This is a genomic window from Mammaliicoccus fleurettii (assembly GCF_003970575.1).
Taxonomy (GTDB): Bacteria; Bacillota; Bacilli; order Staphylococcales; family Staphylococcaceae; genus Mammaliicoccus; species Mammaliicoccus fleurettii.
Genome location: NZ_RXWZ01000061.1, coordinates 1 through 12,930 on the forward strand (window position 1 = coordinate 1; position 12,930 = coordinate 12,930).

13 protein-coding genes and 2 pseudogenes are annotated in these 12,930 nt (G+C 29.1%); 14 read left to right on the forward strand and 1 reads right to left on the reverse strand.

The genetic code is table 11. From position 1 onward, the window contains the following. Window positions 1–59 precede the first annotated feature (59 nt). From CD129_RS05270 to CD129_RS05305, 8 genes and pseudogenes are all read left to right on the forward strand, one after another. Entirely contained in the window at window positions 60–2,060 is a 2,001-nt protein-coding gene (locus CD129_RS05270) for a DUF1430 domain-containing protein (RefSeq protein WP_115337675.1), read from the forward strand. After that, a complete protein-coding gene (locus tag CD129_RS05275; RefSeq protein WP_115337674.1) occupies window positions 2,060–2,290 on the forward strand; it encodes a hypothetical protein in 231 nt (76 codons plus the stop codon). The genes CD129_RS05270 and CD129_RS05275 overlap by 1 nt, the downstream gene beginning before the upstream one ends. 128 nt (window positions 2,291–2,418) lie before the next feature. Then, window positions 2,419–3,051, forward strand: a complete 633-nt coding sequence (locus CD129_RS05280) for a putative bacteriocin export ABC transporter (protein WP_115337673.1) — start codon at window positions 2,419–2,421, stop codon at window positions 3,049–3,051. A gap of 154 nt (window positions 3,052–3,205) precedes the next feature. Then, window positions 3,206–4,054: a DUF72 domain-containing protein gene (locus CD129_RS05285; RefSeq protein WP_115337672.1), complete on the forward strand. Its 849-nt coding sequence runs from the start codon at window positions 3,206–3,208 to the stop codon at window positions 4,052–4,054. 12 nt (window positions 4,055–4,066) lie between these two features. Beyond that, entirely contained in the window at window positions 4,067–4,888 is an 822-nt protein-coding gene (locus tag CD129_RS05290) for a sulfite exporter TauE/SafE family protein (protein ID WP_078357691.1), read from the forward strand. Between the two features lie 12 nt (window positions 4,889–4,900). Then, a complete protein-coding gene (locus CD129_RS05295) occupies window positions 4,901–6,232 on the forward strand; it encodes a bifunctional metallophosphatase/5'-nucleotidase (protein WP_115337671.1) in 1,332 nt (443 codons plus the stop codon). Window positions 6,233–6,308: 76 nt separating this feature from the next. Continuing rightward, the gene (gene lipA, locus CD129_RS05300) at window positions 6,309–7,229 is read left to right on the forward strand and encodes a lipoyl synthase (RefSeq protein ID WP_115337670.1); all 921 of its coding nucleotides are present in this window, start codon (window positions 6,309–6,311) and stop codon (window positions 7,227–7,229) included. Between the two features lie 9 nt (window positions 7,230–7,238). Next, window positions 7,239–7,616, forward strand: a pseudogene (locus CD129_RS05305) (YutD family protein); the annotation flags it as partial. A gap of 586 nt (window positions 7,617–8,202) precedes the next feature. Here CD129_RS05305 and CD129_RS05310 read toward each other — a convergent pair. Beyond that, window positions 8,203–8,472, reverse strand: a complete 270-nt coding sequence (locus CD129_RS05310; protein ID WP_115337669.1) for a DUF3055 domain-containing protein — start codon at window positions 8,470–8,472, stop codon at window positions 8,203–8,205. Window positions 8,473–8,581: 109 nt separating this feature from the next. Between CD129_RS05310 and CD129_RS05315 the strand changes: the two genes are divergently transcribed. The 6 genes and pseudogenes from CD129_RS05315 to CD129_RS13305 all read left to right on the forward strand — a co-directional run. Continuing rightward, entirely contained in the window at window positions 8,582–9,025 is a 444-nt protein-coding gene (locus tag CD129_RS05315; protein ID WP_115337668.1) for a DUF86 domain-containing protein, read from the forward strand. Then, complete coding sequence (locus tag CD129_RS05320; RefSeq protein WP_078357685.1) at window positions 9,012–9,779, forward strand: TIGR01457 family HAD-type hydrolase; 768 nt, start codon at window positions 9,012–9,014, stop codon at window positions 9,777–9,779. Before CD129_RS05315 ends, CD129_RS05320 begins: the two co-directional genes overlap by 14 nt. 21 nt (window positions 9,780–9,800) lie before the next feature. Further along, window positions 9,801–10,766 carry a 2-hydroxyacid dehydrogenase gene (locus tag CD129_RS05325; protein WP_115337667.1) on the forward strand — a complete coding sequence of 322 codons (966 nt, stop codon included), beginning with the start codon at window positions 9,801–9,803 and terminating at the stop codon, window positions 10,764–10,766. Window positions 10,767–11,083: 317 nt separating this feature from the next. Further along, complete coding sequence (locus tag CD129_RS05330) at window positions 11,084–11,227, forward strand: teichoic acid D-Ala incorporation-associated protein DltX (RefSeq protein WP_078357683.1); 144 nt, start codon at window positions 11,084–11,086, stop codon at window positions 11,225–11,227. Between the two features lie 15 nt (window positions 11,228–11,242). Beyond that, window positions 11,243–12,703 (forward strand): D-alanine--poly(phosphoribitol) ligase subunit DltA, encoded by a 1,461-nt coding sequence (gene dltA / locus CD129_RS05335; RefSeq protein WP_107509673.1) that lies wholly within the window; start codon window positions 11,243–11,245, stop codon window positions 12,701–12,703. Then, a pseudogene (locus CD129_RS13305) lies at window positions 12,700–12,930 on the forward strand (D-alanyl-lipoteichoic acid biosynthesis protein DltB); the annotation flags it as partial. The gene dltA and the pseudogene CD129_RS13305, both read left to right, overlap by 4 nt.

The window sequence follows — 12,930 nt, forward strand, 5'->3', positions numbered from 1 at the left end:
ATTATGAATTGTTTATATTATAATTAAGCTAGCTTAAATCACATAAGGGAAGTGTAAGAATGAAAAATATAACAAGAATAACTATATTTTTTACATTCCTTACTTCGACATTTTTGTTTTTGAATTTTTATAAATATTACGATGAAATAGGCATTCCTGGTTATGAAGAAGGGTTTATAATAACTAATTTGGATAAAAAGCTGAGTAAAAAAGAAGCAAATAAAGTAATTGTTAAACTATCAAATAAGTATAATACTAACATTATAAGAGAGAATAAGAATTATGAAGATAATGGGAAATCAAAATTTTTAGTGCAATATAAAAATGATAAGCAAAGCTTTTCAGAGCGTCCATTTACTTACGGTAAGAAATACAAATTATTAGAACCAAATGATGTAAAGGTAAATCAGTTAAAACTCGTTGGTACATTCTTTTTTACTGATGAACCTTTACCTCAAACGTTCTATAAAGAATTAGAAGATAATGGACTTACTGCGGTATATTTTAATCAACCTATTTTCTTTGTCCTTGTAGACTACTTAAATGTATATAAATTGATTCCATCAATTGGAATGTTGATGATCATTTTATTTATTGCTATTTTGTATCATAATGTAACCTCAATTAAAGATATGTCTATAAAAAGGTTACACGGGTTTACTTCACAGAAAATTTTTCGAATTAAATCAAAAGAACTTTTTATCATTTTTCTTAAATATTTCTTTGTAATTAATATGATTATGACAATAGGTCTCTTAATATATAATAAATTAGCACAGTTCATATATGTTCAATTATCATTTTTGGTTTTCACATTAATGTTTTTAACCATCCTATTTATAATGATGTCTATATCTTTTATCATCGTATACAAAGAGTCGTTTAAAATAACGAAATATATTAAGTATGATGGGATTGGAAATATTCTTAAATACTTACCAGGTGCAATTAAAATTTTGGTAATGTTAACCTTATTAAATGTTATTAATAGTTCGGTGTTTAACTATAATGAATTAAAAGACAATTTAGTAAGTGAAAAATATTGGATTAAAAATAAGGATTTATTTATGACCGAAATATCAACTAATGAAAATGGTACAGATAAAGAAAAAAATGACAACGTTGAAAAAAGAATCTTAACTTTAATAAACAAAATTCCCGAAGATAAATGGCTATTATCTTATAACAATTATTATGATTGGAAAAATAAAGGCGAGAGATATGATTTAGAAAATGCTATTTTTGTAAATAAGACTTATGTAAAGAGAAATGGAATTAAAGTAAAGGGTGAAAAACAAATAGACTTTTCGAGATTGACTATTTTATTACCTGAAAAGGCATATAACAAGAAGAATATTTTTCAATTAAAAAAAGAAATGAATGAATATATCAACCAGCTTAATGATGAAAGAAGTATTACTAATAAAGAAAAATATTTAAATGTAGAGGTCTTGAAAACTGATAACCATTTCGAATTATTCAATTATAGTAGTATGTTTGAACTAAAAAATGCTATTTCATATAATCCGGTCATTGTAATTATGCCTAAAGAATTAAATCCATTTTCTTTTTATTCGACAGCTGCATCTAATGGAAGTTTATTGTTTAAAGACTATGATTTTATACAAAATAAAATAGAAAAATATAAACTAGACGATGAAATTCAAGGTTTAACGAACATTTATAGTAAAGTCATAGATGATATTCAACAACTAAAATTAAATTTAGGAATATCCTTGATAACGGCCATTTTTGGGAGCGTTGTTCTTTTTAGTGTTTATATTTTTAATGTATGTTTATATTGCGATTCTGAAAAGAAAAAAATATTTGTTAAGACAATTCATGGATATTCTTTTGTGAAAAAGCATTATCAATTTATGATGATAAGTATTGTTTCCTCATTAATATCATTGTTGATTGTTAAATATTTTGATGTCTTATCATTTTCATTTCCGGTGATTTGTTCAGTTATATTATTTGAAACATTGTCTTTGATTTTTGTGATTCGACGTTATGAGTATTACTTATTAAAAAATGCACGACGAGGTGAGAGTCAGTAGTGAAACGAATATTTATTATTATTATTTCTATTATATATCTGATTTGTATATCCTTACTTATTTTTAAATATACTGAAGAGAAAATAGATAGATTTAATCCTTTAGTTAAAAGACAGTGGAGTTATGCTAAAGTGCCTAATAGTGAATATCCTGATAAATTAAGTACAAAAGAAATTGAAGAAATCCAAGATTATAAAGATATCGAATCGTTTGATGAAAATGGTAAATAGAATAGTTATTTATTAGATTTTAAAGGATTTAATCCAGCTGAAAAATATGTCAAAATTGATCACAAAGGAAAATGGGTATTCTTCACTGATTATATAAGTAAAACTGAATATGAAAAGAGAATTCAACAATGATTCAAGTGAAAAATTTAAGTAAGCAGTTTAATGAACATTATTTATTTTCGGATTTTAATTTATCTGTTAACGAAGGTGAAATGATTGCTATAACTGGGAAAAGTGGTTCTGGTAAATCAACTTTATTAGCTTGTATGTGTGGACTTGAAAAGTTTGATAAAGGTGAAATTGAAATTAATAAATGTAATATAGCTAAAATAAAACAAAAAGATAAAGTGCTATTATATAGGAATGAAATTGGATATTTATTTCAGAATTATGCTCTCATTTCTCATGAAACAATCAATTACAATTTAGAGATTGTATTGAGTTATAAGAAATTAAATAAAGGAAAGAAGAAAGAGTTGAAGTTAGATGTCTTGCGTAAAGTGGGTTTAGATAAGTCACTAGATACAAAAGTTTATACTTTGAGTGGTGGAGAGCAACAAAGGGTAGCGATTGCAAGATTATTATTAAAAGAACCTCTTATTATATTTGCAGATGAACCAACTGGTGCATTAGATGAAGTTAATAAACATATTATCTTAAAATTATTACTAGAATTCAAAGGAAAAACTACGATAATAATTGTTACACATGATGAAGAAGTTATGAGTTATTGTGATAGAAATATACAGTTAAGTAAATGATATTATGGAATAGTTAAAGTAGGAAGAGATAAATTAATTGTCTCTTCCTGTTTTTTATTATATAGACAATAAGTAATCTTCTTTTTACAGGATTTTAATCAAACAAAATGAACTATAAATACTCGTTATGGTATGATAAATGTGGTGATAATATATGATAAAAATTGGCCTAACTGGATGGGGAGATCATGATAGTTTATATGAGGACCTTTCTAATAAAAAAGATAAATTAAAGGCATATGCTGCTCATTTTCCAATTGTGGAATTGGATGCGACTTATTACGCGATTCAACCACAAAGAAATATTGAGAAGTGGATTCGTGAAACACCAAATAATTTCAAATTTGTTGTTAAAATACATCAGGCTTTAACTGGTCATGCTGAAATTACTGATTTTGCTTCAGGTAAGGTAGAGTTGTTTAACTTATTTAAAGATTCTATGACGCCCTTAAAAGCATCAGGTAAATTAGCGATGATTCTCGTTCAGTTCCCACCTTGGTTTGATTTACAACCTCAAAATATTAATTACTTACGGTATGTTCGGGAGCAATTAAAAGATTTTGATGTATGTATTGAATTTCGAAATCGCACTTGGTTTAAAGATGATGTAAAAGAATACACTTTAGAATTTTTAACTGAGATGAAATTTATTCATAGTGTTTGTGATGAGCCACAAAGTGGAGAAGGTTCTATTCCATTTATTAATCGTATTACACATGATGTAGCTTTTGTTCGATATCATGGGAGAAATGTTAATGGATGGACTAAAAAAGACATGACTGATCAAGAGTGGCGTGATGTAAGATATTTATATGATTATAATGAAGCGGAACTAAAAGAACTATCAGATAAAGTTAAGATCTTAAACCATAAAGCAAAAGATATATATGTAGTATTTAATAATAATTCCGGTGGTCATGCAGCACAAAATGCCAAAACTTACCAAAAGTTATTAGATATAAAGTATGAAGGGTTAGCACCTAAACAACTTAAATTATTTTAGAGGTGGGAAATTATGGCATATTTAGTGTTGGTTATTATTGGCGTTTGTTCTGCGGTTATAGGTGCCTTAGTAGGAATAGGTGGCGGAATAATTATTGTTCCATCACTTGTTTACTTTGGAATTGATCACCATTTACTCTCAGGTATGACGCCACAAAGAGCAATAGGGACATCATCTGTGATTTTGATTACAACAGGTTTGACTGCTACTTTAGGCTATTTAAAAACGAAACAAGTTGATGTGAAGAATGGTTTAATATTCTTGATTGGAATTATTCCTGGAGCTTTAGTAGGTGCATATTTAAGTAAATATTTCACATTAGATTCATTTAATTTATATTTTGGTATTTTTCTAATACTTATATCTATTATTTTAATGATTCGAAATCAAGTGAAACCAATTAAATATTTTCAACAAGAAAAATATTTAAAATCATTTATTGATAAAACAGGAGAAAAACATCAATATGGCATACCACCAATTGCAGCTGTTATATCAGCATTTATTGTAGGTATTACGACTGGATTATTTGGAATCGGTGGAGGCGCATTGATGACACCACTCATGATTATTGTATTTAAATTCCCACCACATGTTGCAGTAGGGACAAGTATGATGATGATTTTCTTCTCTAGTTTATCAAGTTCTGTGAGTCATGTTATACAAGGCAATGTATTATGGGTACATGCAATTGTATTGATTATCTCAAGTTACTTTGGAGCGAAAATTGGAGTAAAAATTAATAGTAGAATGAAATCAGACACAGTTGTTTTAATTTTAAGAATTACAATGTTAATCTTAGGTATATATTTGATTATAAAAAGTATTTTATAAGGAGTTGAATCTGTGAAGCTTACAATTTTTCATACGAATGATATACACAGCCATTTAAATACATATGCAAAAATATCTCAATATATTAAAGATGAAAGAAGCAAACTTCAACATGATTCATTATATATTGATATAGGTGACCATATAGACTTGTTCCATCCATTAACTGAAGCATCTCAAGGTACTGAGAATGTTAAAATATTAAATGATAGCAATGTAGATGTTGTGACACTTGGAAATAATGAAGGCATGACGATCTCTCATGATTCACTCAACCATTTGTATGATGATGCTCAATTTGATGTAACATGTTGTAATTTGTTTGATCTTAATAGTAATTTACCTAATCATTTAACATCTCATGTACTCAAGAATGTTAATGGCATTAAAGTATGTTTGATAGGTTTAACAGCACCATTTAATCATATATATGAAACTTTAGACTGGAAAGTGACTTCACCGTTACTTGCATTAAAAAATGAAATCTCACAAGTTAAAGAAGATTATGATGTATTAATTGTTATGAGTCATGTAGGAATCTTTTTTGACGAACAGTTATGCGAAGAGTGTCCAGAAATTGATGTGATTTTTGGAGCACATACACATCATTATTTTGAACGTGGAGAAGAAAAAAATGGAGTATTGATGGCTGCTGCAGGTAAGTATGGACACTATGTTGGGCAAGTAGATTTAGAGATTGAAAATAATAAAGTTATTCATAAAGAAGCACAGATACTCGATACAACTTTATTGGATGAAATTCCTAATAATTATGAAGAAAAAGGGAAATCACTATTAGATAAACCGGTTTTAAATAGGAGAATATCTTTACCTCGCCGTTTAAATAGTGCGAGTTATACGACGGATTTACTTTGTGAAAGCGTATTAGAGTTTACAGAAGCAGATTGCGCAATCATAAATGCAGGGTTAATTGTTAAAGAAATTGATGATAGTAAAATAACTGAATATGATATTCATCAAATGCTACCTCATCCAATAAATACAGTTTCAATTGAATTAAGAGGCGTGGAGCTTAAACAAATTATTTACAAAGCGATGGAACAGTCCTATATAGATGAAATTGCGATTGGTTTCGGGTTCAGGGGAGATATTTTTGGCGGATACGTATTTAAAAATATCGGCTATATAGAATCCACTGGCCAATGCTTTGTAAAAGGTATTGAAGTTCAGGATCACGAGCAATATAAACTAGGAACAATTGATATGTATACATTTGGTAGATATTTTCCGATATTGAAAGATATGAATATAAATTATATTATGCCCGAGTTTTTAAGAAATATTTTTGAACAAAAGTTAATACAAAAAGAAAAGAAAGTGTAAGGAGCATTTAAATTTATACGTATTTTGGTTATAATGAACGAAGATGAAAATTAATTATAGAAGGGTGTTCACGTATATGGCTACTAAAAATGAAGAAATATTACGTAAACCAGACTGGTTAAAAATAAAGTTAAATACTAACAAGAACTACACTGGATTAAAGAAAATGATGCGTGAAAAGAATCTACATACTGTATGTGAAGAAGCAAAATGTCCGAATATTCATGAATGTTGGGGAGAACGACGTACTGCAACATTTATGATTTTAGGAGCAGTATGTACAAGAGCATGTCGTTTCTGTGCAGTTAAGACAGGTCTTCCAAACGAATTAGACTTAGACGAACCACAACGTGTTGCAGAATCAGTACAATTAATGAACTTAAAACATGTCGTTATCACAGCTGTTGCAAGAGATGATTTGAAAGATGCTGGTTCAAACGTTTATGCTGAAACTGTACGTAAAGTAAGAGAATTAAATCCATATACATCTATAGAAATATTACCTTCAGATATGGGTGGTAGTTATGAAGCGTTAGAAACTTTGATGGATTCTAAACCAGATATTTTAAACCATAATATCGAAACAGTTAGAAGATTAACACCAAGAGTTAGAGCACGTGCTAAATACGATCGTACGCTAGAATTTTTAAGACGTTCTAAAGAAATGTATCCAGATATTCCTACAAAATCAAGTTTGATGGTAGGTTTAGGAGAAACTGTTGAAGAAATCTACGAAACAATGGATGATTTACGTGCAAACGATGTTGATATCATGACAATCGGACAATATTTACAACCATCACGTAAACATTTAAACGTTCAAAAATATTATACGCCGTTAGAATTTGGTAAATTAAGAAAAGTAGCAATGGAAAAAGGCTTCAAGCATTGTCAAGCTGGCCCAATGGTACGTAGTTCATATCACGCTGACGAACAAGTAAATGAAGCAGCTAAACAAAAACATATTCTAGGTGAACAGGAACTTAATAAACAATAAGGTGATTGAATGTTAACTAAAATAGAAAATAACTATTTTGAAGTAATTAAAGACGATCAACAATCATTCAATGAAGAACAATTTACATCACGTTATTCTGAAATACTAGATAAATATGATTATATTGTTGGCGACTTTGGCTATGACCAACTTCGTTTAAAAGGTTTTTATCACGATTCTAATAAAAAAAGCGATGCCAATAAACGATTTTCGGCAATACAAGATTATTTACTCGAGTATTGTAACTTTGGATGTAAATATTTTGTACTAAGACGTTTATCTAAAGGAGAAATCACGAAATTAACAGCTGAAGACGCTGACTTTGTAGATGAAGATAATAAATTAGATGATGTAAAAATCGAACCATCAATACAACAAAATAGTAAACAAGAAATCGAAGAAGTAGAAATTGTAGAAGAAAAAATTATAGAAGAAGACACAGTTGAAACACAACAAACTTCTAGAAATACTTTAAAAGATTATTTATAGAAAGTAGAGGCTGGGACAAATTAATTGTCCCAGCCTTTTTACATAGGCAATCTATATTTATATAAGGTGGAAGAAGTGTGAATGATATTTAAATTTATAGTACATTTTTATCACATCCTTCATTTCAGGACTGTTATTTTATTTTATCGGTCAGTATTTCTGATTTCTGGACCGTTAATTTATTTTATCGGTCTGTATTTCTGATTTCTGGACCGCTAATTTATTTTATCGGTCTGTATTTCTGATTTCTGGACCGTTAATTTATTTTATCGGTCCGTTTTTCTGATTTCTACACCTCATATAAGCACAACTGCGGAAAGGACAAACATAGAAAAATGCCGACAAAGTTTATGACTTTGTCGGCATTTTGAGACTAAGATAAATCTATGAACCAATCTAAATTCTAATCTGGATTGGTTATTTTTCATGAACATGTTAGTAATAAGTGCTATTAGTGATAGTCACATAACTAAGTCTCAATTTATTAAATATCTATAACATCGTGTAAATATTCTGTTACTTCTTCTCCTTCTTCAGGTGATAAACCTAGGATGTGGCTAATATAACCATCTTCTTCTAAATCGTCTTTTCCGATTATTCCAAATTTATTGTTTTGAGTATTAAGCACGATTGTTTTACCGTAATGTCTGTCTGTATAAATAAGTGTTAAGTCATATCTACTATGTTCACCTACAAAACCGACAAATTGAATTTTTGCTTCATCTTCTTCATCATATAAAAACATTTCTACCATAAATAGTTACTCCTTTATTTAAAAGCTTTCTTTAATTGTTTAGTATACAGAGCAATGCCGTATATTTCAAAATTATGATATTATGATATATGAATAGGAGGTTTTCTACATGTATTTCGTAGATAGCAAAACATTAAATTTAAAAATGAATTATTTAGAAAAATTAACAGTTGATTTTCAAGTTGAGAAGGATTCTTCGTATGCTTTAGAAAGAATTGCACACATGATGATTGAATCTGTCGTAGATATTGGGAACTTAATTATTGATGCTTTTATATTAAGAGACCCTGGAAATTATAAAGATGTAATTGATATTATGGAACTTGAAAAAGTATTCCAACCTTCAACTGCTGAAGCTATTAGAAATTCTATTGATTTTAGAAAAGAATTAATTCGTAATTACGAAAGCATTAATCACGACGAATTAAAAAAAGCTTTTGAAATAGCTAATCCTTTTTATAAACAAGCAATTGAAGACACTAAACATTTTTTAAAAAATGAAAATGTACCCGTTACAGCATTTGGTGAAGGAGATAAAAATGAAAGATTATAAAGGTTATTTTATTGATATAGACGGAACTATGTATAAAGGTTCTGAAATAATTGAAGGCGCAATCGAGTTTATAGAATATTTAAATGCAAACAATAAAGATTACTTATTTGTTACAAATAATTCTTCCAAAACTCCTGCTGAAGTAGCTGAAAAATTAAATAATATGGGGTTTAATACTTCAAGTGAGCATGTTATCACTTCAGCTATGGCTACAGCAGGATATATTAGTGAAGAATCACCAGGAGCTTCTGTATACATGGTTGGTGGAAGTGGATTGAAATCTTCATTGAGTGATGCTGGTTTAGTAATTAAAGAAGATCAAAATGTAGATTATGTTGTTATGGGACTGGATGTTAATATTTCATATGAAAAATTATCAGTTGCATGTTTAGCAGTAAGAAATGGTGCGAAATTTATTTCAACAAATAAAGATGTTTCAATACCGAATGAAAGAGGCTTCTTACCAGGTAACGGTTCATTAACTAGTGTTGTAAGTGTTTCTACTGGGCAAACGCCTATCTTTATAGGCAAGCCAGAAACAATTATTATGGAACAAGCAGTAGAAAAAATAGGTCTCTCAAAAGAAGAATGTGTAATGATTGGTGACTTGTACGATACTGATATTTTAGCAGGTATCAATAGTGGAATTGACACATTACATGTACAAACAGGCGTTACATCATTAGAAGAAATTAACTTAAAAGAGATATTACCAACTTATAGTGTTAAGAACTTATTTGAAGTAATCAAATAACTGAAATAAGGAGATGGGAATATGGGAGAGAAAGTATTAGTTGCTAGACAGTTGCCAAATAAATTTATTCAACAAATAGAACAATTTGCAGAAGTAGATGTTTGGGATAGTGAATTAGAACCTATGCCAAGAGAACAATTTTTAAAGCGCGCTGCAGATGCCACAATTGTAATCACAACATTAAGTGAGAAAATAGATGAAACCTTTTTTGAATCTGCACCTAAAATTAAAGGAGTCCTTAATTTAGCAGTAGGGTATGATAATATTGATATTGACTTGGCTCATAATAAAGGTGTTATTGTAACAAATACACCAGAAGTGTTAACAGAAACGACTGCAGAATTAGGATTTACTTTAATGTTAACTGCTGCAAGAAGAATTGTAGAAGCGGTTGAGTATGTAGAAAATGGCGAATGGAAAAGTTGGGGTCCATACTTATTAGCAGGTAAAGATGTTCATGGATCTACAGTTGGTATATATGGAATGGGTGCAATAGGTGAAGCTTTCGCCAGAAGATTAAAGGGATTTAATTGCAAAGTGATATATCACAACCGTTCTAAAAAAGAAAAAGCTGAAAAAGAATTAAATGTTGAATATAGAAATATGGATGAACTGTTAGCAGAAAGTGACTTTGTAGTTTGTACTGCTCCATTAACATCTGAAACCAAAGGCATATTTAATAAAGAAACATTTAAGAAAATGAAAGATAGTGCAATATTGATTAATATCGGTCGCGGCGGACATGTCGTAGAATCTGATTTAATAGAAGCAATTAAGCAAAAAGAAATTCTCGGTGCAGCATTAGACGTAGTAGAAAATGAACCTATAGCAATGGACCATCCATTTTTAGGAATGAAACAAGTAATAGTTGTTCCTCATATAGGTAGTAGCTCAATAAACACAAGAGATCATATGGTTCAACTTTGTGTTGATAATGCAAAACAAATTATCGCAGGTAGTGAACCAGTAACACCAGTGAAGAAATAGAGATGACAAAGATTGAAAAAGCGTGATTTCAGTCTATTTCGCTTCAGTAAACGACTTTTTAATTTAATGATTAGATGGTGAGATAATTAATTTATCTCACCATCTTTTTTTATATAAGAGGTATTAAAATCAAATTTCATTATACTTGTTTATAAGGTCTGTTATGACAGTTTATATGTCAATTTTGTAATGTGATTAATCCCTTTTAAATTCCAATAAATGCTAAAATTTTACATATTTTCGTTGATATCTCTTTATACATAGAATATAATATAAAAATAGAATAATTACAAAATAAAAACATGAGGAGATTTACAATGGAAAAAATTAGGCAAATATTACTATCTGAGAATTGCAAAATAGTTGGTTTAACCATTTTTTATTTCTTAATCATGATTGTTTTATTTTGGATTTATGCTGGTGGTAGTGCAAGTAACGATTTTATATATAATGAATTTTAATGAAGGAGAACATTTATGAGAGACATCTTAGAACAAGTAGAGTTTATGAGTAAGTGGTATACCGATAAAATTGCTATAAACTATAGAGAAGAAGAGATGACTTATGGTGAACTAGATCTTTATTCAAATAAATTAGCTACGTTAATCCAAGATTCTGATAAGCCAATTGTATTATATGGTCATATGTCACCATTTATGATTGTAGGTATGATTGCGAGTATGAAAGCAGGCATTGGATACGTTCCAATAGATATATCGATTCCTTTAGAAAGAATAGAGCATATCATTGAGAAGGTAGAGCCTGCTTTTATTTTTAATACAACTGGTAATTTATTGAATAATATACAAATTAATCAAATAACAATAGAAGCATGTAAAGAAGCGCAAATAAACTTGGAAGACTTAAATAGAATTAATAATTTAGATACTGTTTATACAATTTTTACATCCGGATCCACTGGATTGCCAAAGGGTGTACAAATCAGTTATGAAAGTTTAATGGACTTTACTAACTGGATGTTACAACTTAATAAGCTTGGCGACAACAGTATGTGGTTGAATCAAGCTCCATTTTCTTTCGACTTATCAGTTATGGCAATATATCCATGCTTAATGACAGGTGGGACGTTGCAACTAGTTGATAAAAAGATGATTGAAAAGCCAAAACAATTATATGAATTACTAAATAGTAAAGACATTGAATCTTGGGTATCAACGCCATCATTTTTAGAAATGTGTTTATTATTACCAGGATTTAATCAAGATCAACATACTAAATTAAAGCAGTTTTTCTTCTGTGGAGAAGTGCTGAGTCATAAGACAGCACAGAAATTAATCAATCAATTTAAAGATTCGATTATTTATAATACATATGGCCCAACAGAAGCAACGGTTGCTGTAACAAGTATTCAAATTACTCAAGAAATTCTAGATAAATTTAATCCATTACCAATTGGTACAGTACGTCCAAATTCACAATTAAAATTAGCTGATAATGAAGAATTAGTGATAATTGGTAAAAGTATTAGTCAAGGATATTTAAAAGATGAAGAAAAGCACAATAAAGTATTTAAAAATATAGATGGTCAAGTAAATTATTTTACTGGAGATAAAGCAGAGTTTCGTGATGGTTATTGGTTTATACATGGAAGAATAGATTTCCAAATAAAAATTAACGGCTATCGTATGGAACTAGAAGAAATTGAAATGGTTTTAGAGCAATTGCCAGAAGTTAAACAAGTCGTTATATCACCAATTAAAAAAGGTGAAAAAGTTCAATATTTACATGCTACTGCTATTCTTACAAATCAGGAAATAGATAACGAAAATGACATGATACTCCATTTAAAACAGGAATTAAAAATTCATTTACCTGAATATATGATTCCTAGAAAATTTAGCTTTGTGAATAATCTACCACTAACTGCTAATGGTAAGTTAGATAGAAATAAAGTATTAGAGAGGTTAAAACCATGATTCCATATGGGGATTTTACCTATTTTTATATCTGTTTAGCCTTAATGTTACCAGTAATTATATTAGGGTTAGTCGGAAAGAGAAGTCTTGTTTATAACCGAGTCATTACGTTAGTTATGCTCATACTAATATTTTCGGATGAAAATAAAAACTTATATGATAATAAATTTTTAAGTTATCAATTTATTTTCTTTGCTCTATATATATGTTATCAAGTTGTATTGATT